Here is a 26,334-nt window from a genome sequence, read left to right on the forward strand (position 1 = left end):
TCCAGACGAGGAGGCCTGCGCGTCCGCCGGGCCCGAAGGGCATAGGCTCGGTGAATGGCGAAGTACTTCGACGTGCACCCCGATAATCCTCAGCCGCGCACCATCGCTCAGGTCGCCGACAGCGTCCGCTCCGGTGCGCTCATCGCGTATCCGACGGACTCCTGCTATGCGCTGGGCTGCCGGCTGGGCAGCCGTGACGGCATCGACCGGATCCGGTCCATTCGCCGACTGGACGACCGGCACCACTTCACCCTCGTCTGCCAGGACTTCGCGCAGCTCGGCCAGTTCGTACGGGTCGACAACGACGTGTTCCGCGCGGTCAAGGCGTCGACGCCCGGCAGTTACACGTTCATCCTGCCCGCGACGAGGGAGGTGCCGCGCATGCTGCAGCATCCGAAGAAGAAGACGGTCGGCGTGCGCATCCCCGACCACGTCGTCACCCAGGCGCTGCTGACCGAGCTCGGGGAGCCGCTGCTGTCCAGCACGCTGCTGCTGCCCGACGAGGAGGAGCCGATGACGCAGGGCTGGGAGATCAAGGACCGGCTCGACCATGTGCTGGACGCGGTGGTCGACTCCGGGGACTGCGGGACCGACCCGACGACGGTGATCGACTTCTCGTCCGGGGAGGCCGAGATCGTACGGAAGGGAGCGGGCGACACGTCCCGGTTCGAGTAAAGCCGTCCCCAAGGGGGAGGGGGTGCCGGGGCCCACGTGGATGGTGCGTGAAAGCCTGTGCGCTGCCCGATTCAGCCGGGTCGGCGACCTGTTCGCCGTGGACTGCGCAGAGAGGCACCCCCATGACCTCCGTACAGGCAACCGACGTGGACGTCCCGACCGAGGACGGCGTCGCGGACGCCTATCTGGCCCATCCGGGCGACGGTCTGCCCCGGCCGGGCGTCCTCCTCTATCAGGACGCCTTCGGGCTGCGTCCCCATCTGCGGTCGATGGCCGACCGGCTCGCCGGGGCCGGCTACACGGTCCTGGTGCCGAACGTCTTCTACCGGCACGGGCGCAGCCCGGTCTTCGACCTGCCCGAGTTCATCGACCCCGCCGCCCGCCCGGAACTGTGGGGGAAGATCGTCCCAGTCATGCAGTCCCTGACGCCCGAGCTCGCGATGCGGGACGCCGGCGCCTATCTGCGCTGGCTGGCCGAGCTGCCCGAGGTCGCCGACGGCCCGGTCGCCCTCACCGGCTACTGCATGGGCGCGCGGCTCGCCCTGCGCACCGCCGGGGCCTACCCCGACCGGGTGGCCGCCGCGGCCGGATTCCACGGCGGGCAGTTGGCGACCGACGCACCGGACAGCCCGCACCTGGTCGCCGAACACATCACGGCGGAGCTGTACTTCGGGCACGCCGACGCCGACCAGTCGATGCCGCCCGAGCAGATGGAGCGCCTCGCCGCCGCGCTGACCGCGGCGGGCGTACGCCACCGGTACGAGGTCTACGAGGGCGCCCACCACGGCTACACGCAGGCCGACACCGCCGCGTACGACGAGGCCGGGGCCGAGCGGCACTGGGCGGCGCTGCTCGATCTGCTGAAGCGGACGTTCTGACCCGCTCGGCCTCCGTCGCCTCTGCTGTGCCGGTGGCGCGCCGGTCCGGATCAAGGCGGCGTACGGGGTTATCGTCGGCGGCGTGGACGGTGATCACCGAGGGTGGCGGGAGTGCTGGCTCAGCGGGGCGGTGTTCGCCGTGTGCATGGCCGGCACCACCCTGCCGACGCCCCTCTATCCCCTCTACCAGGAGAAGTTCGGGTTCTCCGAGCTGACCGTGACCATCGTGTACGCCGTGTACGCGTTCGGCGTCATCGGCGTGCTGCTGTTGGTGGGCAACGCCTCGGACGCGGTGGGCAGGCGTGCGGTGCTGATGTGGGGTCTGGGGTGCGCGGCGGCGAGCGCCGTGTGCTTCCTGTGCGCCACGGGGCTGGGCTGGCTGTATGCGGGGCGGCTGTTGTCGGGGCTGTCCGCCGGTCTGTTCACCGGGGCCGCGACGGCGTACGTGATGGAGTTGGCGCCGCACGGGGGTGCCTCGCGGGCCACCTTCGTGGCGACGGCCGCCAACATGGGCGGACTGGGCTGCGGTCCGCTGCTGGCCGGAGTGCTCGCCCAGTACGCGGCCTGGCCGCTGTACCTGCCGTTCGCCGTGCACCTGGCACTGGTGGCCCTCTCGGCCGCCGTCCTGTTGCGGCTTCCGGAGACCGTTCGGGAGCGGCTGCCGCTGAGCACCGTACGGCCGCAGCGGCCCGCCCTGCCCGCGGGCGTGCGGGCGGTGTTCGGGCCGGCGGCGATCGCCTCGTTCGTGGGATTCGCGCTGTTCGGGGTGTTCACGTCGGTCAGCCCGGCGTTCCTCGCCGAGTCCCTGGACGTGACCAACCACGCCGTGAGCGGACTGGTCGTCGCCCTGGCCTTCTTCGCCTCGACCGCCGGGCAACTGGTCGTCGGCCGGGTCGGGGTGAGCCGATCGCTGCCGCTGGGCTGCGCCGGACTCCTCGCCGGGCTGGCACTGCTCGCGGGGGCGCTGCACTGGGATCTGATGTCACTGCTGGTGCTCAGCGCGCTCGTCGGCGGGGGCGGTCAGGGGCTGGCGTTTCGCGGAGCGCTGGCCTCGGTGGCCGAGGCGTCCCCGGCGGAGCGGCGCGCGGCGGTGATCTCGACGCTGTTCGTGGTGGCCTACGCGGGCATTTCGGTTCCGGTGATCGGGGTGGGGGTGCTGACCCAGTCGATCGGCCTGGAGGACGCGGGGCTGGTGTTCATCGCGTGCATGGCCGTCCTGGTGTCGGGCGCGGCGGCCTATCTCCTTCGGCGGCCGGTACCGGCGAGGATCTGACCGCGGTCTCAGGCCGTCCGCCGATTTCCGGCTGCCCGGGCCGTGTGTCCAACTTCCGTGATACACCGGGAAGATCACCCGTGACGCGAGAAGAGAGGGCATTGCCCATGGGCCGACCCACGACCTCGACTCCCCTGCCGGGCGACACGAAGGTACTGTCCATCGGTCTGCATCCGCGCGCGCTCGACTACAGCCGGATGCCCGACGGTGTCGACGAGGCCGTGCTCACCGCGCGGATCGAGGCGGCGAACGCGACGCTGCGCGAGGCGGGGTTCGATCCTGTTCCGTGCCTGATCGACACCTCTCCCGACAGCGCCGAGGCCACTGTCCGCGAGCTGCTTCAGGAGCACACGTTCGGCTTGGCGATGATCGGCGGGGGCGTACGGATGCTGCCGGAGAACACCCTGCTGTTCGAACGGCTGGTCAACGTCCTGACCGAGGAGGCGCCCGGGATCCGGCTGTGCTTCAACACGACGCCGGAGGACACGGTCGAGGCGCTGAGGCGGTGGATTCCGGCGTAGGCGATGCGTGGCAGCTGTATGGCCGGGTGAGAGACGGTCCGCTCTCCCGTTCGTTCCCTCTCGCCCTCTCACTTTGTCCAAGCATGCTCGATCCTTGTCCATCGACGGATCCGTCGGCAGCGGCCGAGGGTGGCTGCATGGGTGAATTCAAGGTCTGGGACACGGACTTCCGATGAGCGGCGGCACGTCCAGGCTCGCTCCGCACGGGCCCGCGATCGAACGGCGGCGGATGCCGAGTGGACTCGTCGCGCTGGCTCTCGGCGGTTTCGGCATCGGACTGACCGAGTTCCTGATCGCCGGGCTGCTGCCGCAGGTGGCGTCGAGTCTCGCGGTGTCCGAGGCAGCGGCGGGATGGCTGATCTCCGGGTACGCGCTGAGTGTCGCGGTCGGCGCGATCGCACTGACCGCGGCGACGGCGCGGCTGCCCCGCAAGAACGTCCTGGTCGGCCTGGTGGCGTTGTTCGTCATCGGCAATCTGTTGTCCGCTCTGGCACCGAGCTATCCCGTGATGATGCTCGGCCGGGTCGTCGCGGCGTTGTGCCATGGCTCGTTCTTCGGTATCGGCTCGCTCGTCGCCGGCAGCCTGGTCGCACCGGAGAGGAAGTCCCGCGCGGTGGCCGTCATGTTCGCCGGGCTGACGGTCGCGAACGTGCTGGGCGTGCCGTTCGGCGCGCTCGTCGGGGAGCGTTGGGGCTGGCGGGCGGCCTTCTGGGCGGTCACCGCGATCGGTGTGGTGGCGCTGGCGGGAATCGTCGTCCTCGTCCCCGGCAGGGCGGGTCGGGCGCCGACCGGCAGCCCTGGCCCGGTACCGCCCAGTGGCCTGCGCGCCCAGGTCCGCGCTTTCCGATCCGGGCAGGTCTGGCTGACCCTGGCGGCCACCGCGCTGGGCTACGGCGGGATGTTCGGCGCGTTCAGCTATATCGCCTACACGTTCACCGAGGTCGGTGGCTTCTCCCCCGCGGATGTCGCCTGGTTGCTCATGGTGTACGGCGTCGGCCTCGTCGTCGGGAACCTGATCGGCGGGCGGGCCGCCGACCATGACCGTGACCGCGCGCTCGTCCTCTTCCTGCTCGGCCTCACCGTCACGCTGGTCCTGTTCGGCCTGCTGGCAGCCAGCGCCACCGCGTCGGTCGTCCTGATCTTCCTGATGGGACTGTTCGGGTTCGCCGGCGTACCCGGTCTGATCACCCGCGTCACCGACTTCGCCCACGGTGCGGCCCTGGCCGCGAGCGCCAACGTGTCCGCGTCCAATGTCGGCAACGCCCTCGGCGCCTGGCTCGGAGGCCTGGCCATCACGGCGGGCCTCGGCTATACGGCGCCGCTCTACGTCGGTGCCGGTACCGTCCTGATCGCCGCTGTCGTCATGGCCGTCGCCGCGCGGCAGGCCACGGCGGCCGGGTAGGAGGCCACAGCAGCCGGGCGGCGGGCCGACCGGCCCTGCTGAGACCGAGAGGTCCGGGATGCGGGACCGACGGCTGGGGGTGAGGCTGGTGCCATGTCCGGGCACCGCGCCATCGTCCGCCTGCCGTCCGCGGCTGGTCGTTGGACGGCCGCCCTGACCGACGGCGAGGCTGTGAGTGTCCTGGGCGCCTTGCCTGCATGGGGTGCCGACGACTCGGGTCCAAGCCTCTCCCGTGCAGGTGGGCCGGGGATGTGGGAACCCTGAGCAAGCGCAAGGGGCCGCCGGGCGGCGAGGAACCCGACGTGGAGGCGGCGCTCGACGAGCTCTACGTCACGCCTCCGGCCCAATTCGTCGCCCGCCGTGCGGAGATGTCGGCCGCGGCCAAGACGGCCGGCCGCGCCGAGGACGCCCGCCGTATCGGCGCTGCCCGCCGCCCCACGCTGGCGGCCTGGGCCGCGAACCTGCTGCTGCGCTCCCAGCCGGAGGAGAGCCGGCGGCTCCTGGAACTGGGGCCGGCCCTGCGCGAGGCGTACCACGCTCTGGACGCCGCCGGGATCAAGGAGCTGGCGGAGCAGCGTCGGCGTATGGTCTCGGCGCTGTCCCGGCAGGCCGCACAGCTGGCCCGGCAGGCCGGGCACCCCCTGGCGCCCACGGCGCAGCAGGACGTGGAATCCACCCTGCGTGCCGTGCTCGCCGACCCTGAGGCCGCCGACAGATGGGCCGAAGGCCGCTTGGAGGGCGCCCTCATCCCACCGTCGGACTTTCCCACCGGCACGGTCCCGGCGACCGCCACCTCTCGAAAGCCGACCGCGTCCAAGGCACCGACGCCGTCGGCGCGAACACGCCCGAAGGACGAACTCGCCGAACGGCGCCGCCAACGGCAGGAACAGCTCGATCAGGCCCGGAGGACAGCCGAAGAGGCCAAGCAGCGACTGCACGACAGACGCGCCGAGCAGGCCGACGCCGACAACGCGCTGCAGCGGGCCCGAGACCGGCGCGACCAGGCCGAGCAGCAGGCATCGGCGGCCGAGCAGCACCTGCGTCAGGCCCGGGAAGAACTCCAGCGGGCCGACCACGAGCAGCAGGAGGCCGAGGAACGAAGCCGCAGGTCCGCTGACGCACTCGCCCGGGCGGAGCGGGAGGAGCACGAGGCCGCCCGAGAGGTGAAACGGCTCAGCGGACGCAAGCGTTAGGGGCTGCGCGGTCGGTCTCCGGCCGACGTCAGCCGGTGATGTGCCGGGGCACGGCGAGGTCGTCGCGGGCAAAGAGGCAGCTCAAGGCGGACGGATGGTCCTTGGCGCAGGCATCGACGCCCGCGTCGATGAGCTGGTCGTAGTCGGACGACGTTGCCGCTGATCTCGGGCGGCCCGCAGGCGTGGTCGGTGCCGGCCGTGCCGAAGGCATGCGGATGGATCCTGCCGCTCCGGTACTGATGACGACACGCACCCACCGGCGCCGGCCGCCGTCCCAGTACTCGGTGATCCGGTGGTCGAAGTCGCGCCCCTCCTGGAAGTTGGTACGGCATACAAGGCAGGTGCAGGGGAGCCGGATCCAGTGCGGTCAGGACGGCGATCAGTTCGTTGACGGGCCTGATGTTCTTCGCCGGCGTCCGGCCCTCGGGTATCCCCAGGGCCAGGGCGTCTGTGGGCTGATGACCAGGTTCTGGACGACGGCGCAGACACCTACGGGATGGTCCGACAGTCCCATCAGTCATGGCCGAGCACAGGAGGGGAACCCACTGACGTCAGGACCGACCGGTGTGCGGCGCGGGCGGGGGCGGGCGCAAGCTGGAAGGGTGGTCGCATCGGCTGCTCGTCGGACGAGACCTGTGGGAGGACCTGGCGATGACTTCGATGGCGAACCTGCCGGAGGTCGTGTCACGTGAGGAGTGGGACGCAGCCCGCAAGGAGCTGTTGGCCGAGGAGAAGGAGCTCACTCGTGCGCGTGACCGGGTGAACGCCGAGCGGCGGCGGTTGCCCATGGTCCGCGTTGACAAGGCGTACGCCTTCGAGGGGCCGGACGGGACGGTGGACCTGCTCGACCTGTTCGAGGGGCGCCCTCAGCTGGTCATGCACCACTTCATGTGGACGTACGACATCGACGCCGACGGTGTCGAGCACCCCCGCGCCACCGGCTGCCCCAGTTGCTCCTCCGCTGCCGACGGCATCGGCAGGCTGCGGCAACTGCATGCCCGCCACACGACGCTGGTGGCGGTGAGCCGGGCGCCGTACCCGACGATCTCCGCGTATCGCGCGCGGATGGGGTGGACCTTCCCCTGGTACTCCTCGGCGGGCAGCGACTTCAACTACGACTTCCATGCCACCGTCGACGAGCGGGTCGCGCCGGTGGAGGTCTTCCATCGCACCGAGGCCGAGCTCGCGGAGGCGGGAATGCCGTGGTCGGAGCAGTTGCGCGGCGACTGGCCGGGGATCAGCGCCTTTCTGCGGGTCGGGGACGAGGTCTTCCACACGTACTCCACCTTCGGCCGCGGCATCGAGCAGTTCCACTACGGCATCCCGTACCTCGACCTCACCGCGCTCGGCCGCCAGGAGGATTGGGAGGAGCCCAAGGGTCGCGCGGTGCCCCTCGGGCTGCAGGCCGGCGGGCCCGCCCTGCGGCTGCCCGACGAGTACGACGACTGACCTCTGGACGACTGGCCGCTGTGGATGATTGACCGTTCTAGTGGTGGTGCGGCGGGTGCGGGGGCGGAGCCGGGATGCTGGACAGTCCTGGCGCGGCCTCAGGCCAGACCAGCAGGACCGGGCAGGGCGCGTGGTCCACGACGAACCGGCTGGCCGGGCCCAGGCTCTTGGGCCCGAGATGGCTGCGGTCACCGTCCCGGGCCACGAGAAGCAGGTCGGCGCCCTCGGCCGCGGCGACGACCTCGCGTTCGACCCGGCCGGAGCGTTCCACGCGCGCGCAGTCCCGGCCGAGCCGGTCGGCCGCCTCCTGCAGCAGTTCGCGGGCGGAGTCGGCGGCCAGCTGTTCCATCCGGGTGCCGGGATCCCGCTCGGGGTGGCCACGGCCGAGCAGGCCCGCGAAGGCACCATGCGCGGCTCCCGGGCTCTCGTGGCCGGTGACGTGCAGCAGGACGATCTCCGAGCCTTCGGGAACCTGGGTGCGGGCCGCGTCCACGCAGGCCGGCCAGGTGCCCTCGACGATCCACACGATGACGGCCATACAGGTCAGCCTCCGGCTTCCGGGCCCTGATCAGGTTCCGATCACTTGCAGTGCGCCCCACAACGCCACCACCGAGCAGGTGAGCGCGGCGGGCACCGTGTACAGGCCGAGCCGGGTGAACTCCCCCAGCTCGACGTCAGTGTCGTGCTCGTGAACGATTTTCCGCCACAGCAGCGTCGCCAAGGACCCGGCGTAGGTGAGGTTGGGGCCGATGTTGACGCCGAGCAGCACCGCCAGCACCGCGCCGGGACCGGCCTCGGCGGTCAGGGGCAGCAGCACCAGCACCGCCGGCAGATTGTTGATCACGTTGGCCAGTACGGCGGCCAGCGCGGCGATGCCCAGCAGCGCGGGCAGTCCGGTGCCGTCGGGGACGAGATGGCCGAGGGCGTCGTCCAGCCCGTTGTCGACGACCGCCCGCACCACGATCCCGAGGGCCAGGACGAACGCGAGGAACGGAAGGCCGGCGGCCCGCACCAGGGCCGCGGGAGTGGTCCGGCGCCTGATGAGGGCGCGGACGGCCAGCACCAGCGCTCCCGCGAAGGCCGCCCACGCCGGGTCGATGCCCACCGCCGAGGTGACCACGAACCCGGCCAGCGTGCCCGCCACCGTGCAGAGGGCGAACAGCGGCAGCTCGGGCGGCCCCGAGGAGGCCGGGGCCTGTGCCCCGGCGTCCAGGTCCACCGCGAAGAACCGGCGGAAGACCAGGTACTCGACGCCGATCGCGACCACCCAGGGCAGCGCCATCAGCGCGGCGAAGCGGGTGAAGCTCAGCCCGCTCGCGGCGAAGGCGAGCAGATTGGTGAGGTTGGAGACGGGCAGCAGCAGCGAGGCCGTGTTCGACAGGTGGGTGCACGCGTACACGTGCGGCTTGGCACGAGCACCGAGTCGGGCGGCGGTGGCGAAGACGACCGGGGTCAGCAGCACCACGGTGGCGTCCAGGCTCAGCACCGCGGTGATCAGTGAGGCGACGACGAACACCTGCCCCAGGAGCCGACGCGGTCGCCCCGCGGCGGTGCGCGCCATCCAGGCCCCGCACGCCTGGAACAGGCCCTCGTCGTCGCACAGTTGGGCCAGCACCAGCACGGCCGCGAGGAAGCCGATCACCGGCCCCAGCCGGGCGGCCTCGTCCGCCGCGTGGTCCAGTGAGATCGCCCCGGTGGCGATGACCACCCCCGCGGCCGGTACGGCGACGACGGCCTCCGGCAGGCCCCAGGGGCGCACCACGGCGCCCACCAGGACCACCACGAGGAGGACGGCAGAGAGCGCTTCCGCGAGGGAGCCGTTCAGGGTCGGAGCCTTTCGAGATGGGTGGTGTCCGGTGGCGACAGCGGTGGCAGAGACCGCGTGATCATCGGGGTACCCAAAGAATACTCAGGCATCCCGACGGGCGGTCCGCGCCGACAATCCACGGCGCAGGCACTCCGCGAGGCGGGCGGCGAGGCGGCCGTCGGGGTCGAGGCGAGGGTTGAAGATCGTGACGTCGAGTCCCACGGCGCGCGCGTCGGCCAGGGCCGTCCGCAGCACGCTCTCCAGCTCGTCCCAGGTCAGCCCGTCGGGCAGGCGGTAGTCGACGGCGGGCATGATCGCGTCGTCCAGGACGTCGACGTCGAGGTGGACCCAGAAACCGGAGCCCGCACCGGCGGTGAGCCGGTCGACCGCTCGGCGTGCCGCCGTGCCCGCGCCGGACGCGCGTACGCCGTCGAGGTCGACGGCGTGCAGCCCGGCCGGGAGCGGCTGCATACCAGCCTGCTCGGACTCGGCGGCATCGCGGAAGCCGAGGGCCACGACGTCCTCGTCCCGCACCAGGGGGCCGCGGCCCTCGAGGTCGGTGAGGATCCGGGGGCCGCGGCCCGTGGCCAGGGCGAGTTCCATCGAGGCGGCCTCACCGGTCGGCTCCGCCGAGGGCTGGTAGAAGTCGGTGTGGCCGTCGAGGAACAGCAGGCCGTGGCGTCCGCGGCGGCGCAGGGCGAGGAGGTTGCCGAGCAGGATGCTGCAGTCCCCGCCGAGGACGACGGGGAAACGGCCCTCGTCGAGGACCCGGCCGACCGCGTCGGCCAGCCGGACGGAGTACTCCGCGATGCCGTGCGGGTTGAGCACCCCGGTGTCAGGGTCCCTCGTCGGGTCGTAGGCGGGCGGTTCGACCCGGCCGGCCCGTACCGCGCCGAGAGCAGCCGCCAGTCCGGCGTCGAGCAGCGCCGTCGGCAGTTCCTGCACCCCGGAGGGCCGCAGGCCGAGCACGGACGGCGCCTCGATGATCGCGAGTTCCCGCATGTCCGCGCCCTTCCGCCGCTGCCACCTGCCCGCTGCCTCCTCACTCCATCTGTGCCACAGCCTCAAGCCCGGCACCACTCGTGGCCGGACGGCGGCAAGGGCGACGCAAGGGGCGGTCACGGTTCGGCGGGGTGCCCTCCCCTGTAGCGGGCATCCCTGCGCCCAGCCCGCAACTGGCTGAAACTCACTCCTGTGTGACCGGAGTTGACCCACAGTGATTCAAAGCTCAACTGCTACCGGCGGTAAAGGCTTGCTTTCAGGTAACCCTGCCCCGTACACCTTGCTCACAACTGGCCAAGACTCTGGGGGGAGTTGGCTTATGGAAGGCACGGTTGACGGGTTCCGCTATGGTGCGGTGACCCCGGTGGGGGCCTATTTGATGGCCTGCCTGGGAGGGGCGTTGGGACTGCGGTGCATCGTCCGCTCCCTGCTCAACGAACATTCATGGAAGGCGGGTTGGCTGGGGCTCGGCGCCGCCTCGATCGGCTGTGGCATCTGGACGATGCACTTCATCGCCATGGTCGGCTTCCAGGTCGAGGAGACCCGGATCCGTTACGACACGGGACTGACCGTCCTCAGCCTCGCCGTGGCCATCGTCGTGGTCGGCATCGGCGTGTTCATCGTCGGGTATCGGGGCGCGGGCAAGGGCGCGCTGACCGGTGCGGGGGTCATCACCGGGCTCGGTGTGGCCGCCATGCACTATCTGGGCATGGCGGCGATGCATCTCGACGGCAGCCTCCAGTACGACGTGTTCGCCGTCGGGCTCTCGATCCTGATCGCGATCGTCGCGGCGACCGCCGCACTGTGGGCCGCCGTCACCATCCGCGGTTTCCTCACCAGCCTCGGCGCCAGCATGGTCATGGGGGTCGCCGTCTCCGGGATGCACTACACGGGAATGGCCGCCGTCAGCGTGCATCTGCACGGGGCGACCGGCGCGTCATGGGCCGGTGACTCGCCCACCTCGCTGCTGCTGCCCATGCTCCTGGGGCCGGCCATCTTCCTTCTGCTGGCCGGAGTGGTGGTGATGTTCGACCCGCTCCTGGTCCTCGGCGAAGGCGAGGGCGCGAGCGCGAAGAGTGGAACCTCCACAACCACGGGTGCGGGAGGACCCGGCAGTTTCTCCGGTCAACGGCCGGGAGGCGACCGCGAGTTCAAGGCACCCGTACCCGGCACCCAACCGCCCCGCCGGGAACCGTATGCCCGCAAGTGGTGACCCAGGGGGAGGGTGGGGCACGGCGACACGCCGCAGCCCCACCCTCCCCCTCTCGGCCTTCTCTCGATCATTGTTACGGTGCACAGGTGTCTGACTCCTCACGCGATACCGCCGAAGGCGCCGGCTGGGGCGCCACCGAACTCGGCGCGTACAAACGGCTGATGCCGCCCAAGGTCGAGAAGATCTCCTGGCTCAACCCGAAGACGCTCTGGGCCGCCCGCAACGGCGTCCTCGCGTCCTGGTTCGGGGATCCCACGGGGCGTACCCGCAGCCGCTGGGTGGCACAACGGGCCGCGGCCGGGGCACCCGCCGACAAGGTCATACGGCGCGACGACCCGGACCGCTTCTCCTTCCTCGTCATCGGTGACACCGGCGAGGGCGACGAGCCCCAGTACGCCGTCGTACCGGGCTTCTTGGAGGTGGGTCAGGACACGCGGTTCACGGTCCTCGCGAGTGATGTGATCTATCCGGTGGGCAGTGCCGACGACTACGGCACCAAGTTCTTCCGGCCCTACCAGGACTACCAGGCACCGATATACGCGATACCGGGCAACCACGACTGGTACGAGGACCTCGGTGCGTTCATGCGCGTCTTCTGCGGCGACGCCCCGGCCCTCGAACCCGAGGCCGCGCCCCGCCCGCTCAGCAAGGCGTGGATGCGGTCGCTGCTGTGGCACCGGCCGCGCAAGGGAGAGGGTCAACACCTCGCTGAGGCAAGGGCGTTGAGGTCCGCATCGGCTCAACAGGCCGTCCAGCCGGGGCCGTACTGGGCGATCGACGCCGGGCCGGTGCGCATCATCGGCATCGACACCGGACTGCTCGGCACCATCGACGCCGAACAGGGAGCCTGGCTGCGCGAGGTGTCCAAGGATCCCCGGCCGAAGATCCTCATCACGGGGCAGCCGCTGTACGTGGACGGTGAGCACCACCCCTGCGCGATCGACGGGGGCGGCACCGTCGACGAGATCGTCCGCGACCCGGCCCACCGCTATGTCGCGGCGATAGGCGGTGACATCCACAACTACCAGCGCTACCCGGTGCAGGTGGACGGCCGCACCATCCAGTACGTCGTCTCGGGCGGCGGCGGTGCGTTCATGCACGCCACGCACACGATTCCGCGGGTCGACATCGCGAACGTCACGGAGAAGGAGTTCCGCTGCTATCCCCTGCGCGGCGACTCCCTGGCCTTCTACAGCGGTCTCTACGGGCGAAGGCTGCGCCTGCGCCGCTTCTTCTCTCTCACCGAGGCGGAGGCCACGGCCGTCGTCGCCGAGCGGCTGGACATCCGGCCGGGTCGCGCACCGGCCGCCGACGCCCGGATCACCTGGCGCACGCGCCTGGTCGCGGGCCTGCTGGGCACCGGACGCCGCCCTGACCGCGCCAAGCGGTTCCGGCTGCCCGTGCGCAAGATCTACACCTCGCTGTTCTCGCCGAGCTCGGCGACCTACAGCCCGCCGTTCTTCAAGTGCTTCCTGCGCCTGGACGTCACCCCGGAGACCGTCCGCCTGCGCTGCTACGCCGCGACCGGCAACCGCGCCCAGGAGGTCGTCCCGCCGGTCGAGGACGAGGTCACCATTCCCCTGTTGTGAACCTGGGGGGGCGGGAACATCATCGGGCGCGGGGCGGTTGGCACTGCCGTACTGCTTGATCCATGAACGATGGAGGGCTCGTGCCGCCGACCTCACGACCGTTGCGCAAGCTCGGCTTCCTCACGATCGGGCTGTTCGACGAGGCGGATCCACGGCGGGGGCACGAGTCCACGCTGGAGATCATCGAGCTGGGCGAGCGGCTCGGCTTCGACAGCGCGTGGCTCCGCCACCGTCATCTCCAGTACGGCATCTCCTCCCCCGTCGCCGTCCTCGCGGCGGCGTCCCAGCGCACCCGCCGCATCGAGCTGGGCACCGCGGTCATCCCGCTCGGCTGGGAGAACCCGCTGCGGCTGGCCGAGGACCTGGCGACGGTCGACATCCTGTCGGGCGGCCGCATCAACCCGGGCGTCAGCGTCGGCCCGCCGATGCACTACGACCGCGTCCAGGAGGCCCTGTACCCCGACACGGCTGATGCCGAGGACTTCGGGTACGAGCGGGTGCGGCGGCTGCTGGACTTCGTGCGGGGCAAGCCGGTCACGGACTTCAGTGGGATGGAGGGCTTTGAGGTGTTCTCCGACCGGGTGCAGCCGCATTCCCCGGGGCTGGGCAGCCGTCTGTGGTACGGCGGCGGCAGCCTGCGTTCGGCGCAATGGGCCGGCGAGCACGGGATGAACTTCCTGACCAGCAGCGTCGTCAAGGCGGAAGGGCCCGAGGACACGGAGGGGTCCCCGGACTTCGCGGAGATCCAGCTCTCGCACATCCGCGCCTTCCGCGCCCACCACCCCGACGGCGAGAACGCCCGCGTCTCCCAGGGCCTCGTCGTCATCCCCACCGACTCCGCCACGCCGGAGCAGCGCGCGAGGTACGAGGAGTACGTCGCCAAGCGCACCCCGCGCACCACGTCACCGCAGGGTCCGGCCCGGCTGCTGTTCGCGCCGGACCTCGTCGGCACCGCGGAGGAGATCGCCGAACGCCTCCATGCCCACGCCGCGTTCCGCGAGGTGGACGAGGTGGCGTTCGCGCTGCCCTTCGCCTTCGAGCACGAGGACTATGTGCAGATCCTCACGGACATCGCGACCCGTCTGGGTCCGGCGCTGGGTTGGCGTTCGGAAGTCTGAGGGAGAGCTCGTCGCCCTCGGCGAGGACGCGGTCGAGCAGGTGCAGCGGGGCGGGCCGGACTCCGGCGGCCTCGGCCGCGTCCCAGTGGGCGAGGGCCCGGGGCAGGTCGACCAGGCCGTGGATCAGGGGCAGGTCGCTCGGGGGTCGCCCGGAGTCCGTGAGATGGGCATGGAGCAGCGACTCCAGTCGGCACGAAGCCAAGGTGCCCGGAATCCCGTACCGCAGGGCGAAGCCCGCGCTCGCCGGGCCCGGCAGGTCGTCACTGAGCCGCGTCCGAGTGGAGTCCAGGCCCAGCAGACCGCCTCCGACGACCAGGACGTCCTGGTCACGGCTCATACGGTCCAGCGCCCGCGCGGTGTCGAAGCAGTGCGGGAAGGAGTCGTCCACGACGATCGTGCCGGGCCGGAGCCGGTCGACGTCCAGGAGTGCCGTCGCGCCGCTCACCGCGGTGACGATCACGTCGGCCTCGTAGACCGCCGCCGGCAGGGTCCGCCCCGACTCGGCGACCCGGACCGGCATCGCCGGGTGCCCGGACGACAGGTCTGCCGCCAGCCGTTGGAGTCGCGCCGTGCTCCCCGGCAGGTCGCACAGCACCAGCCGGGCCGGCGGGTGGGGTGCCGTCGCCAGCAGCAGTCGTAGGGACGAGGTGCCGATCGAGCCGCACCCGACGACGGCGAGGGAAAGGGTGTCGAGGCGGCGGCCGGTCGCCGAGAGCGCGGCGTGGACGGTCTTGGCCACGGCGACGGTCGTCGAGGCGTGGCCGGTGGTGATCGCCGCGCTCGTCGTGGTCTCCCGCAGGACGTCGTAGCCGTAGCCGGTGTGGGACGGGATCATGCCCGCGAGCGAGACGCAGCGGGCGCCGAGGGAGGCGGCGTGCTCCACGGCTCGGGCGGTGCGGGCCGCGAGGTCGCCGCCCGGGGCGAGTTCGTCGGCGAAGAGCGGGAGGGCGACGAAGCCGGAGTTCCCGAGCGGGGTCCCGGTCTCCTCCAGCAGCCGGGCGCGGCCCTCCGGGAAGAGGAGTGCCCTGATCTCCTCGCGGCCGAGACCAGGACTCTCGGAGGGCAGTCCGGCGAGGGCGGCGAGGTGGTGCGGTGCGGGCAGGTATCCGACGAGCGCGGCGTCGAGGTGAGGACGCCGGCGGTGGCCGCTGCCGCGGGCAGGCGCAGGGTCGGCGTCGCCCAGCGCGTCCCGCAGCTGCCTCCGCATCTCCTCGGCGAACCCGGCGACTTCGCGGGACGTGAGGGCCGCCGCCGAGGCCCGCACGGTGACGCGCAGGCCCGCGCCGTCCGCCACCGGCCGCACGGCCAGGAACACGTCGGTGCCCACCGGCGGCGGGGCGAGGGCGGTGTCGGACTCGTCCGCGTGCAGCGTCAGACCGCCCACGGCCTCGGAGCCGAGGGACGTGAAGTCGAGGAAGGTGAAGAAGAACTGGGCGTGGTGCGGCAATCCCGCTGCCGTGCGGAGTTCGCCGCCCGGGCCTTCCGCCCGGGCCAGGTAGGTCTCGTCGGCGATGTGCCGCAAGTCATCCTCGAACAGGGGCAGTTGGCGACTGCCCTGGCCGCCGCGTCGGGCCGGGCGCAGTGCCACCGCCTCCGCGAACGGGCCGAACATCCGGTGCGCGTCCACCGTGGACTCCTCACGCCCGGTGACGGCGAGCCCGAGCACGAGGTCGCGCTGTCCGGTGAGGTCGGCGAGGGCACGGTAGTACGCGGTGAGCAGCGGGGCGTACAGGGTGCGGTGCGCCGCTCGGGCGAGTTCTCGCAGCGCCCCGGTCGTGGCGGCGTCCAGGGTGAATCCCGTGGTGTGGAAGGCCGGTTGCGCATCGGCGTCCTCGGGGGTCGGCCGACGCAGGGCGGGGGGCGTGTAGGGCGCCCGCAGGCGTGCGCGGTAGTCCTCGGCCTCGGCTCCACGTGTCTGTGGGCGTACGGCGGACAGGGCGATGTGCTCGCGGAAGGAGCCGTCGAGCTGCGGCAGGCCGTGCGGGAGGCCGCGGTCGAGTCGGTCATACACGGTGAGCAGTTCCCTGGCGAGCAGGGCGGCGCTGTAGCCGTCGCCGATGAGGTGGTGTGCGTGGACGACGAGCACATGCTCGGCGGGGGCCACACCGAACAGGCGTAGACGCAGCAACGGCCAGGCCCAGGGCTCGAGTCGGCGCCGTGCCTCCTCGGCGATCCGCTCCTCCAGCAGATCGGGGTCCGCGAGGGCCTCCACCTCCACGGGCAGGCGCAACGAGTCCGGCAGCTCCTGCTGCACGGGCGGACGGGTGCCTGCGGGGAAGACGGTGCGCAGCATGGGATGCCGGGCGACAAGAACATCGACGGCGCGCTGGAAGACGTCCTGGCGCAGCGGCCCGTTCAGCCGGAACCGGGCGAGCCAGCCGGAGCCCGCACCGGGGTTGATGGTCTCGGCGAGCAGGAATCCTCGCTGGGACGGTGTGAGGGGGTAGGGACTCGCCCACTGCGCAGAGCCGGAGTCCGGGGGCGGCGCGGCCGACGAGCCAGTGGCGGCGGTGTCGAGAGCCGCCGCGAGTGCGCTCAGCGTGCGGTGGGTGTAGACGGTGGTCGGCCGGGGGACGGCCGGCAGTTCCTTGCGCAGTCGGGCGAAGAGCTCCAGCACCATGATGGAGTCGCCGCCGAGGGCGAAGAAGTCGTCCTCGCGAGTGACGTCCGGGACGTCCAGCAGGACCGACCAGATGCGTGCCAGGGTGAGCTCGGTCGGGGTGGCGGGAGGCGTGCCGGGCCCGGACGGCACGGACTCGTGCGTACGGTCGCTCCCGTCCTGATCACCTTCAACGACGGCGGCATCCGCCGCGCTGGATCCCTCACCTTCGCGGGCCAGCAAGTTGCGGTCGATCTTGCCGGTTCCGGTCAGGGGCATCGCGGGGATCGAGCGGATGCGTCCGGGCAGCATGTACGGCGGCAACGATCCGGCCAGGAAGGCGCGCAGCTCGCGTGCGTCCGGCTCCCCCGAACCAGGCCTGGGTTCCACGTACGCCATCAGCCGTCCGTCGGCGAGCAGCACGGCGGCCCGAGAGACGTCCGGGTGCGTGAGCAGGGCGGCCTCGACCTCGCCGAGTTCCACGCGGTGGCCGCGGACCTTGACCTGGTCGTCGAGGCGGCCGAGGAACTCCAGTGCGCCGTCCCCGGTTCGGCGGACCCGGTCGCCGCTGCGGTACCAGCGGCGACCGTCGCGTTCGACGAAGGCCTCCGCGGTGAGGTGCGGCTCGCCGAGGTATCCGGGGGTCAGCCCTGTTCCGGCGATGAGCAGTTCACCGGCCTCGCCGGGCACGCACGGACGGCCGGTCTCCGTGACGACGGCCAGTTCGGTCCCGGCCACCGGCCGGCCGATGGGCAGTTGCCGGACGTCATCGGCCGGCCGGGTGTCGATGATGTGGCAGGTCGCGTTGATGGTGGCCTCGGTGGGCCCGTACAGGTTGGCGACCCGGTGCTCCGCTCCCCCGCAGGTGTCGAGCAGGTCGAACCAGCGGCGTACGTGGGCGGCGGGAAGTGCCTCGCCGCCGACGTGGACCCAGCGCAGTGCCGACAGGTCCGGGGGTGTGCCGTCCTGTCCCGCCCTGGACTCGGCGGCGGTCAGCAGTCGTTCCCAGAGAGTCGGCACCGAACTCCACACCGTGATGCGGTCGTTGACGATCCGGTCCAGCAGGGCTTCGGGGTCGCGGACGAGGTCCCGGGTGAGGGTGTGGACGGTGGCGCCGACCAGCAGCGGTGCCAGCAACTGGCGTACGGAGGCGTCGAAACAGACGGATGCCGTCTGTGCGAGATGGTCACCGGGGCCGTAGCCGAAGGTGGCCAGGGACCAGTCGAGGTACGTGAGCATGGACCGGTGGGTGATCGGGACGCCCTTGGGGCGGCCGGTGGAACCCGAGGTGAAGATGACGTAGGCGATGGCGTCCGGGTCGGCGGGCGGCAGCGGGTGCGCGGAAGCCGGGACCGGTGACGGGTCGTCGGCGGCGACCGGGGTGATGTCGGGCAGTGCGGCGGTGGCCGCGCGCGTCGCCGTGTGACACACCACCACGCCGACGCCGGTGCGGTGCGTCTGGTCCCGCAGCCGGGCGACGGGGTGTCCGGCGTCCAGAGGCACCCAACCTGCGCCCGAGCGGAGGATGCCGATTACGCCGACGACGGTGTCCGCGCCCGGTTCGGTGAGCAGGCCGACCAGGTCGCCGGGGCGTACGCCGTTCGACCGCAGCCGGGCGGCGAGAGCGGCGGAGGCGCGGTCGAGTTCGGCGTAAGTGAGCGTCGTACTAGCGGTGTTGACGGCCACGGCTGCCGGCGTCGCACGGAACTGGGCGCGGAGGCGGTCCGCGATCCCGGCGTCGCCGAGACTCCGGGAACCGGGAGACGACAGGACGGGGGGCGTGCTCGATGCCGCCGACGGCTGTCCTGTCGCGGCGCGCAGTTCGCCCAGGTAGTCGGCGGCGAGACGCTCCACTGTCTCGCGTCGGAAGAGGTGGGCGGGGTGGTTCCAGGACAGGCGCAGGGCCGTGTCGGACTCCCAGCACAGCAGTCCGAGCCTGGTCGCGGCGGAGGCGGTGGCCGCCGCGGTCGGGCTCACGGTGACCGGCCAGTCGCTGCCGTGGCTCACAGGGAAGCGGGCGAAGCTGAACCCGGCCGGGGCGACCGTGCGCGGGGCGGGGCCGGTGGCGGGCAGCAGCGCGGCGATGTCGGGGCTGCCGAGCGTGGCGTGGGACTCCGCCTCGTGCCAGATCCGCTGCACCCGCCGGGCCAGAGCGGTCACGGGCTCGTCGAGGTCGACGTCGGCGAACATCGGCAGGGTGTCGGCGAGCGGGCCCACGAGGCGGTCGATCCCGGGCAGGGACGCCTCGCGGCGGGCCCGCGCCACGTTCACGGCGACGGCCCGCTGTCCGCTCCACCGGGCCAGGCAGCGGCCGTACACCGCGAGGAGGAGATGGAAGAGGGAGACCTCGTGGCGGGCGGCCAGCTCCCGCAGCGCCGCCGTGAGCGTCGCGTCGACGGCCGTCTGGTGATGGGTGAGCGGCGGCTCCGGGAGTGCGTCCGGGTCGCCGTCGTACGGCAGTGCCGGTGCCGTGGCCGCCGCGGTGTGCTCGGCGATGCGGCTACGCCAGTACTGCCGGTCCCGGGTGAAGTCGGGCGATCGGCGTTCGGCGGTGACCCGGTCCGCGTAGTCGGCGAACTCTGCGCGTGGGGCGGGGAGTTCAAGAGGGCTGCGGCCGTGGGCGAGGGCCGTGTAGAGCGACCAGAGCTCCTCGCACAGGACCTTGAGGCTGTAGCCGTCCGCGGCGCTGTGATGGACGACCAGGAGGAGGTGGGCGAGATGGGCGTCCAGGTGGTCGCGGACCAGCGCGGCGCGCACCGGGGCCTCGACGGTCAGGTCGAACGGGCGGTTGTACAGCCGCTGTTCGAGGTCGGGGACGGGTGGCGCCGTGTCGTGCGGTTCGTGCACCTCGTACCAGTGTGGGGCGCGGTCGGTGGGGTCGGCCGGGGCGGTGTACAGGCGGGGCGGTGTGCCGTGCGTGGTGTCTGTTGCGTCCACGGTGTCCGCGGTGATGCGCAGGCGCAGCATCGGGTGGCGTGCCGCGAGGTGGGCCAGTGCCCGGCCGAGGAGGTCGGGGTCGAGGGGGCCTCGGACGGTCTGGCGTATGTAGCCGTAGGCGGTGACGCCCTCGTACAAGGCCTCCGTGGTGAGGAAGGCGCGTTGGAGCGGGGTGAGGGAGCGCGGGGTGGTCTCCTCGACACGGCTGGCAACTGCCGGGGTGGGGGCGGGAGTTGGTCGCTGTCCGCTGAGGTACGTGGCCAGTTCGCCGATCGTGCGGTACTCGAAGAGCAGCGTGGCGGGCAGCGGCGACCCGAGTTCCGTCTCCAGGCGGCGTGCGAGGTCCACTGCGGTCAGGGAGTCGAGCCCGAGGCCGAGGAACTGCTCGTCGTCGCCGATGTCCTCGGGGGCGCGGTGCAGTGCCTCGGCCAGCAGTCGCCGTACCAGATCCGCGGCGCGGACCGGGTCGACCACTGCGCGGGCGTCGCCTACTGGCGAGGTGCGGGGCGCGGGAGGCGCGCTCTCGTGTATGCCGTCCTTCGGACGGTCCACGGTGACGGTCGGCGCGGGCGGCTCCGAGGGTGTCACCAGCAGGTGCGCGGCGTCGATGGCGACGGCCGTGTGGAGCGCGTCGATCGCGGCCCGCGTGGTCATGGGGGTCAATCCGCGGGTGTGCAGCCGCTGTCGGACCGGTGTTCCGGCGGCCAGTCCCGCGTCGGCGACGGGCCCGAACCCGATCGCCTGCCAGGGTCGACCCGCGGCCCGTTCGTTGGCGGCGAAGGCGTCGAGGAAGGCGTTGGCCGCCGCGTAGTCGCCGAGCGCGCCCGCCAGGCCGGGCAGTACCGAGGAGAGGGAGGAGAAGGCGACGCACACCGTAGGGTTCTGGCCGTACCGCCGCAGCGCCTCGGCGAGCAGCACCGTGCCCCGCACCTTCGCGGCCATCACCTGCTCGATCTCGCCGTCGGTCTTGGCGCGGAGGGTGCCGGGCCGGACCGTACCGGCGGCGTGGAACACCCCGTCCAGCGGGGGCAGTGCGGCGAACAGGGCGTCGACGGCGGCTGCGTCGGCCACGTCGGCCGCCCGGTACCGGGCCCGGGCGCCCTGGGCGCGGAGTTCGGTGAGCAGCTCGTCGGGAGCGGTCTCGGAGCGGCCGGTCAGGATCAGTTCGCGGGCGCCGCCGCTTGCGAGGTCGCGCGCGAGTGCGGAACCGAGCCCGCCGGCTCCGCCGGTGATCAGGTACGTGCCGTTCGGCGGCAGGGCGGTGAGCGCCGCCGGAAGGTCCGGCAGGTCGACCGGCGTACGGCTCAGCCTGCGACCGCAGCGCCACGCGAACGCGCCCTCGGCTCCCGGCTCATAGGCCGACGACAGCTCCCGCACCAGGGCGTCGGCCCTGGCGTCGAGCGTGTCACGGGAGGACAGGTCGACGCTGCGGGCGGCGAGCCCTGGGTGCTCCTCCGGGAGCGCCAGCGTGAAGCCGTGCGGAAGTGCCTGTGTCGGGCGCGCCCGTTCCGTCGAGGCGCCGGTGAGGTACGCGTCCTCGGTGACCACCAGCAGGCGGGCGCAGTCGGTGGCGAGCAGGTCGAGTACGGGGCGTAGTGCGGGAATGGCCACGCTCAGGTCGAGGTCGAGGTCGATGTCCGTGGCCGGGTGGCGTCCGTCTCCGGTACTCTCCGCCGCGCCCGCCAGCCACACCACGGTGTCCGCCGAAGCGGAGACCGACTCGTCCGCACCGTCCTCCCCCAGGACCGTCACCCCACGGCTGTCGAGCCGCTCGGCGAGGGCCCGGCCGAGCGCCTGGTCCGCGCCGATCAGCCGTACCACGCGCGGCACCGCCGCCGAGGTGATCGGCGCGTCCCTCCAGTCGAGGTACCGCACCACGGTTCCCGCGCCGGGCCGGTGCGGCCAGTAGCGGGTGCGCTGGAAGGGATACGTCGGCACCGGCACCCTGGGACGCCCGGCCGGCCGGTCCACGGCCGCACCATGGGCCCACAGCTGCCCCACCGTCTCCAACAGCGCCCGCGCTCCGCCGGAATCGGCGTCACGGCCCGAGGACGGGGCAGGTCCCGCCGTCAGCACCGTCACGTCCGGGGCACCATGCGCGCGGGCGACCGCACGGACCGCCCCGCCCAGGGTGTCCCCCGGGCCGAGTTCGACGAAATGGTCGTAGCCCTCGTCCAGCAGCCGCGCCACAGCAGCGCCGAACCGCACCGGCTGGACCGCGTGCTCCTGCCAGTAGGCGGGCGTGAGACCGGGGCCCCACTCGCCGGTGACCGTGCTCAGCATCGGTACGGCAGCCGGTTTGACCGTGAGCGCCTTCGCGGCGTCCGCCAGCGGGTCGAGGACCGGCTCCAGCAGCGGGGAGTGGAAGGCGTGGGAGACGCGGAGCCTGCGTGTGGCCACTCCACGTCGTGTCAGCTCCGTGACGGCACGGTCGACGGCATCCTCCGCTCCCGAGATCACCACCTGCGCGGGCCCGTTGACAGCGGCCACGCTCAGCGAGCCGCCGGACGCGGAGACGAGCTCGGCGACGGCATCCTCGTCACCTCGGACGGCGGCCATGGCTCCGGGCAGGGCCAGTTCACCCACCAGGCGCCCACGCTCCGCCGCAAACCCCACCGCCTCGGCGAGGCTCAGCGCACCGCCGACACACGCGGCGGCGATCTCGCCCACGCTGTGTCCGGCGACCGCGTCCGCGGCCAGGCCCCACTCCCCCAACTGCCGGGCCAGACCGACCCCGAACGCGACGAGCAGCGGCTGGGCCACCTCCGTCCTGGCCAACTCCCCGGGGTCCGTACGGGGATCCAGGCACCACTCGGCGAGCGAGCGCCCGAGTACCGGGCCCGTCAGCGACGAAGCCTCGTCGATGACGTCACGGAACACCGGGGCCGACCGGTACAGATCCCGACCCTGGCTGGGCCTCTGTGCTCCCTGTCCCGGCATCAGGAACACCGTCCTCGGACGGGAGCGGGCGACCGTGAAGTCCGTCGTGCAGGCGGCCTGGAGGCGGTCTGCGAGGTCACCTTCGGCGACCACGGCGAGACGGTGGGTCCGGTCGTCGCGGGCGGTGTTGACGGCGGCGCAGAGGTCCGCGTCGGGCAGGTCCGGGTGCGTGCGCGCATGCGCGGCCAGGTCGGCGACGGCTGTGCGCAGGGCGTCGGGGGTGTGGGCGGACAGTGTGAGCAGGTGCGGGCCGTCGGCAGCGGCCGTCGGGGAGGTTGTCGATACGGGCGCCTCCTCCAGTACGGCGTGCGCGTTGGTGCCGCCGAAGCCGAAGGCGTTGACGCCCGCGATCAAGGGTCCGGGGGCGCTCCATTCCCGCTGCTCGGTGGCGAGTTCGAAGCCGGGCGCGACGCGTTCCAGGTAGGGCGCGGGCGCGGCCGTGTTCGGGGAGGGCGGGATGTGCCGGTGCTGGAGTGCCAGGACCGTCTTGACCAGGCCCGGCATGCCGGCGGCGTTGAGCAGGTGTCCGAGGTTCGCCTTGACCGAGCCGAGCAGGCGTGGGAGCCCGTCGGTACGGGGCGGGAAGGCGTGCCCGAGTGACCGCGCCTCGGTCGGGTCGCCCACCGGGGTGCCGGTCCCGTGGGCCTCGACGTACGACACCGCGTCGGGGTCGATGCCGCAGTCGCCGTACGCCTGGGTGATGACCTCGCGCTGGGTGCGCGGGTTGGGCGCGAGCAGGCTGAGGGACCGGCCGTCGTTGTTGACCGCTGTGCCGCGCACCAGGGCGAGTACCGGATCGCCGTCCCGCCGCGCGTCGTCCAGGCGGGCGAGGACGAGGGCCGCTCCGCCTTCCCCGGGCACGATGCCGTCGGCGGCGGCGCCGAAGGGGCGGCCGTTGCCCGTCGGGGAGAGCGCGCCCGCGCGGGCGAGCAGCCTGTGTCCGGTGGGGGTGAGGGCGAGTTGGACGCCGCCGACCACGGCGACGTCGCATTCGCCGCTCTGGAGGCTGCGGCGCGCCAGGTGGAGCGCCACGAGCGCGGAGGAGCAGGCGGTGTCGACCGCGAGGGCGGGGCCGTCGAGGTCGAGCGCCTGGGAGAGGCGGGCGGCGATCAGGTTGGGGAGGTTGCCGGTGAGCGCGCCGGGGTGGGCGGCCAGGTCGCCGTCCGTGGCGTCGGCCAGGATCTCCCGGTATCCGCTGTCGCTCACGGCGGCGAACACGCCGATCCTGCGGCCGGTCCGCCGTGGCCCCGCGTACCCGGCGCGCTCCAGGGCCTCATGGGCCAGTTCCAGGAAGATCCGCGCCTGCGGGTCGGTCGCGCGGGCCTCCTCGTCGTCCAGGCCGAAGAAGGCGGCGTCGAAGTCCGCGGGATCCGGGAGGAAGGACCCGAAGAGGCCGGCGGCGGCGCCCGGTGCACTCTCCCAGCGGCCGGCAGGTACGGCTGTCACCGTGTCACGCCCCTCGACGAGCAGCTCCCAGAACGCCTCGGGCGTCGCAGCACCGGGGAACCGGCACGCCATACCGAGCACCGCCACCGGCTGTGTCCTGGCGTTCTCGCCGGACGACACCGACGCGCGCTCGGCAGCCGTGTCCGTCACCCCGCCTGCGGATCCGGACACCACCGCAACTCCCTTGTGAGAGCTGTCCAGTTGGGCCAGCACATGCCCGGCGAGCGCGGCCACCGTGTCGTGGTCGCGCAGCACTCGTGGGTCCGCCGTGACGGAGAAGGCGTCCTCGATCCCGGCGAGCACCGCCATCGCCTTCAGCGAGGAGCCCCCAAGTGCGAAGAACCGGTCGTCACGGTCGATGTCCGCCGGTGCGAGGTCCAGGGTCCGTGCCCAGATCCCCCGGACGACTTCCTCGACGTCGTGCCGCGAACGCGGCGCGGGCCCATGCGGACGGTACTCCTCCGCCCGGGCCGCCTCGGCCTCGCGTCGGACAGGCTCAGCCTCGGCCCGCGCCGCAGGCGGCCGTTCCTGTACCTCCGCCACCTCCGCCGACGGCCGCTGCTCGGCCGCCGCGGTCAGCCCCTCCTCGATCGCCGCGTACGCGCCCGCCTCGAACCGCACGCGCATCTCCCCGCGCCGCAGCTTGCCGCTCGTCGTGCGGGGGAACGCGCCGGGCGGCAGGGGCAGCACCCGTACGTCGTCGTGGCCGAGCGCCTCCCGGACCCGGGCCGCCACGGCGTCGAGCACGGGCAGGACCGTGGCGAGCGCGGGTCGCGCCCACTGCGCGAACACCACGACACGGTCGCCCCCGGTGTCCGGATCGGTGGACCCGATCGCCGCCACCGTCCCCGCGGGCAGTCCCGGCGTGGCGGCGGCGGTCTCCTCGACGTCGGGTGCGTGGAAGGTACGGCCGCCGACGAAGACGACGTCCTTGTGCCGGCCGGTGACACACAGCCGGCCCTGGTCCAGGAAGCCGAGGTCGCCGGTGCGCAGCCAGCCGCCGGCGAACGCGGCGGCACTCGCCTCGGGGCTTCGGTGGTAGCCGCGGGCCACCTGAGGACCGCGTACCTCGATGTGACCGATGCCCCGGTCGCCGAGCGGCTCACCGGAGTCGTCGGTGACGCGGAGCTCGCAGTCCGCCACGGGGCGGCCCACATCCATCAGTTCGACGGCGTCCGGTCCGGGTCCGGCGGGAACGGCCCGGCCACGGCTCAGCGCCGTCCGGTCCAGCGTCAGCGGTGCGGCGATCTCCCCGAGCGGGGGCACGGTCACGGCGAGGGTGGCCTCGGCCAGCCCGTACACGGGCAGCATGGCCGCGGCGTCCAGCCCTGCCGGGCCGGCCTTGGCGGTGAACTCCCGCCACACCCGCGGGGCGATCGGCTCGGCGCCCACGAGCATCAGCCGTACGCAGCTCAGGTCCAGCCCTGCCCAGGTGCTGGCCGGCACCCGCCGTACCGCCAGCGCCAGCGCGAAGTTCGCCGCCGACAGCAGGGTCGCCCTGTGCCGTGTCACCGCTTCGAGCCAGCGGGCCGGGCGCTTGGCGAAGGTCAGCGGTTCGAGGCGCACCTGCTTCAGACGAGCCGCCATGGGGACGAGATGGGTGCCTATCAGGCCCATGTCGTGGAAGTACGGCATCCAGGTCGCCACCACGTCGTCCGAGGTGATCGCCATGGCGGCGCGGATCTGCCGGAGGTTCGCGAGCACGGCCTCATGGGTGAGTTCCACGCCCTTCGGGGCGCCGGTGCTGCCGGAGGAGAACTGCAGGAAGGCGATGTCCCGGGGGTCCCGCCGGGGCAGCGAGCGCAGCGGGTCGGCCTCGCGCAGCGCGGCCAGGCCCAGGGCGCGTACCGGGCCGGGGATCTCGGCGAGCACGGCCTCGGAGGCGTCGTCGACCAGCACGGCGGGCCTGCCGAGGAACTCCCACACCGGTCCGACCCGACGCGCCTCGGGGGCGAGCGGCACGGGTACGAGTCCCGCCGCCAGCGCGCCCCAGAACATCGGCTGGAAGTCCTCACCGAGCTCCGCGAGCAGCGGTACGGGCGTGCCGGGTTCGAGTCCCGCCGCGCGCAGACCCCCTGCCACGCGCAGGGCGTCGTCGTGGAGTTCGGCGAAGGTGACGGCGCGTTCGCTTCCGTCACCGCGGACATGGACGACGACCTGACCGGGGGCCTTTGCCGCCGCGCGCAGCAGTAGGTCGAGGAGCGTGGTGGCCGTGCGGCGCCCGGGAGTCGGCATGCGCTTCCTTCCTCATCGCACGGGGTCAGGCCCTCGTACGCGCCCTCCCGGAGTCCG

Annotated in this window: 15 protein-coding genes; 10 read left to right on the top strand and 5 right to left on the bottom strand. The window is 72.6% G+C overall.

Annotated elements, in window-relative coordinates:
• The first annotated feature begins 54 nt into the window (after positions 1-54).
• From BLU79_RS37040 to BLU79_RS37065, 6 genes are all read left to right on the top strand, one after another.
• Positions 55-675, top strand: coding sequence for an L-threonylcarbamoyladenylate synthase (locus BLU79_RS37040; protein WP_177001325.1), 621 nt, complete (start codon positions 55-57; stop codon positions 673-675).
• Positions 676-797: 122 nt separating this feature from the next.
• Positions 798-1,553 (top strand): dienelactone hydrolase family protein, encoded by a 756-nt coding sequence (locus BLU79_RS37045; RefSeq protein WP_093910386.1) that lies wholly within the window; start codon positions 798-800, stop codon positions 1,551-1,553.
• A gap of 82 nt (positions 1,554-1,635) precedes the next feature.
• The gene (locus tag BLU79_RS37050; RefSeq protein ID WP_093910387.1) at positions 1,636-2,826 is read left to right on the top strand and encodes an MFS transporter; all 1,191 of its coding nucleotides are present in this window, start codon (positions 1,636-1,638) and stop codon (positions 2,824-2,826) included.
• A 107-nt stretch (positions 2,827-2,933) separates the two neighbouring features.
• A complete protein-coding gene (locus BLU79_RS37055; protein ID WP_093910388.1) occupies positions 2,934-3,347 on the top strand; it encodes a hypothetical protein in 414 nt (137 codons plus the stop codon).
• Between the two features lie 229 nt (positions 3,348-3,576).
• On the top strand, positions 3,577-4,749 hold the full coding sequence (locus tag BLU79_RS37060; protein WP_093910455.1) for an MFS transporter: 1,173 nt from the start codon (positions 3,577-3,579) through the stop codon (positions 4,747-4,749).
• Positions 4,750-5,051: 302 nt separating this feature from the next.
• The gene (locus BLU79_RS37065; RefSeq protein ID WP_371132017.1) at positions 5,052-5,942 is read left to right on the top strand and encodes a hypothetical protein; all 891 of its coding nucleotides are present in this window, start codon (positions 5,052-5,054) and stop codon (positions 5,940-5,942) included.
• 28 nt (positions 5,943-5,970) lie between these two features.
• Here BLU79_RS37065 and BLU79_RS49445 read toward each other — a convergent pair whose 3' ends face one another.
• On the bottom strand, positions 5,971-6,153 hold the full coding sequence (locus tag BLU79_RS49445; protein ID WP_256333606.1) for a hypothetical protein: 183 nt from the start codon (positions 6,151-6,153) through the stop codon (positions 5,971-5,973).
• A 440-nt stretch (positions 6,154-6,593) separates the two neighbouring features.
• Here BLU79_RS49445 and BLU79_RS37075 point away from each other — a divergent pair, with 440 nt between their 5' ends.
• Positions 6,594-7,391: a DUF899 domain-containing protein gene (locus BLU79_RS37075; RefSeq protein WP_093910456.1), complete on the top strand. Its 798-nt coding sequence runs from the start codon at positions 6,594-6,596 to the stop codon at positions 7,389-7,391.
• 37 nt (positions 7,392-7,428) lie between these two features.
• On the opposite strand, the gene BLU79_RS37080 is transcribed toward BLU79_RS37075, so the two are convergent.
• The 3 genes from BLU79_RS37080 to BLU79_RS37090 form a co-directional block, all read right to left on the bottom strand.
• A complete protein-coding gene (locus tag BLU79_RS37080) occupies positions 7,429-7,929 on the bottom strand; it encodes a universal stress protein (protein ID WP_093910390.1) in 501 nt (166 codons plus the stop codon).
• Between the two features lie 30 nt (positions 7,930-7,959).
• A complete protein-coding gene (locus BLU79_RS37085) occupies positions 7,960-9,216 on the bottom strand; it encodes an SLC13 family permease (RefSeq protein WP_093910391.1) in 1,257 nt (418 codons plus the stop codon).
• Positions 9,217-9,300: 84 nt separating this feature from the next.
• Positions 9,301-10,200, bottom strand: a complete 900-nt coding sequence (locus tag BLU79_RS37090; protein WP_093910392.1) for an arginase family protein — start codon at positions 10,198-10,200, stop codon at positions 9,301-9,303.
• A gap of 319 nt (positions 10,201-10,519) precedes the next feature.
• Here BLU79_RS37090 and BLU79_RS37095 point away from each other — a divergent pair, with 319 nt between their 5' ends.
• The 3 genes from BLU79_RS37095 to BLU79_RS37105 all read left to right on the top strand — a co-directional run bounded on the left by BLU79_RS37095 (position 10,520) and on the right by BLU79_RS37105 (position 14,120).
• Positions 10,520-11,413: an MHYT domain-containing protein gene (locus BLU79_RS37095; protein ID WP_093910393.1), complete on the top strand. Its 894-nt coding sequence runs from the start codon at positions 10,520-10,522 to the stop codon at positions 11,411-11,413.
• An 86-nt stretch (positions 11,414-11,499) separates the two neighbouring features.
• On the top strand, positions 11,500-13,002 hold the full coding sequence (locus BLU79_RS37100) for a metallophosphoesterase family protein (RefSeq protein ID WP_093910394.1): 1,503 nt from the start codon (positions 11,500-11,502) through the stop codon (positions 13,000-13,002).
• Between the two features lie 80 nt (positions 13,003-13,082).
• Positions 13,083-14,120 (top strand): LLM class flavin-dependent oxidoreductase, encoded by a 1,038-nt coding sequence (locus tag BLU79_RS37105; protein WP_093910395.1) that lies wholly within the window; start codon positions 13,083-13,085, stop codon positions 14,118-14,120.
• Here BLU79_RS37105 and BLU79_RS37110 read toward each other — a convergent pair.
• Positions 14,065-26,277 carry a hybrid non-ribosomal peptide synthetase/type I polyketide synthase gene (locus BLU79_RS37110; RefSeq protein WP_093910396.1) on the bottom strand — a complete coding sequence of 4,071 codons (12,213 nt, stop codon included), beginning with the start codon at positions 26,275-26,277 and terminating at the stop codon, positions 14,065-14,067. The two genes, BLU79_RS37105 and BLU79_RS37110, sit on opposite strands and share 56 nt — an antisense overlap.
• Positions 26,278-26,334: the final 57 nt, after the last annotated feature.

Origin of the sequence: Streptomyces sp. cf386, assembly GCF_900103585.1 — a bacterium.
Taxonomy (GTDB): Bacteria; Actinomycetota; Actinomycetes; order Streptomycetales; family Streptomycetaceae; genus Streptomyces.

Coding starts and splice junctions, on each gene's coding strand:
- BLU79_RS37090 (WP_093910392.1), bottom strand. CDS start 10,200: ATGCGGGAACTCGCGATCATCGAGGCGCCGTCCGTGCTCGGCCTGCGG.
- BLU79_RS49445 (WP_256333606.1), bottom strand. CDS start 6,153: ATGCCTTCGGCACGGCCGGCACCGACCACGCCTGCGGGCCGCCCGAGA.
- BLU79_RS37060 (WP_093910455.1), top strand. CDS start 3,577: ATGCCGAGTGGACTCGTCGCGCTGGCTCTCGGCGGTTTCGGCATCGGA.
- BLU79_RS37055 (WP_093910388.1), top strand. CDS start 2,934: ATGGGCCGACCCACGACCTCGACTCCCCTGCCGGGCGACACGAAGGTA.
- BLU79_RS37110 (WP_093910396.1), bottom strand. CDS start 26,277: ATGCCGACTCCCGGGCGCCGCACGGCCACCACGCTCCTCGACCTACTG.
- BLU79_RS37080 (WP_093910390.1), bottom strand. CDS start 7,929: ATGGCCGTCATCGTGTGGATCGTCGAGGGCACCTGGCCGGCCTGCGTG.
- BLU79_RS37040 (WP_177001325.1), top strand. CDS start 55: ATGGCGAAGTACTTCGACGTGCACCCCGATAATCCTCAGCCGCGCACC.
- BLU79_RS37045 (WP_093910386.1), top strand. CDS start 798: ATGACCTCCGTACAGGCAACCGACGTGGACGTCCCGACCGAGGACGGC.
- BLU79_RS37095 (WP_093910393.1), top strand. CDS start 10,520: ATGGAAGGCACGGTTGACGGGTTCCGCTATGGTGCGGTGACCCCGGTG.
- BLU79_RS37075 (WP_093910456.1), top strand. CDS start 6,594: ATGACTTCGATGGCGAACCTGCCGGAGGTCGTGTCACGTGAGGAGTGG.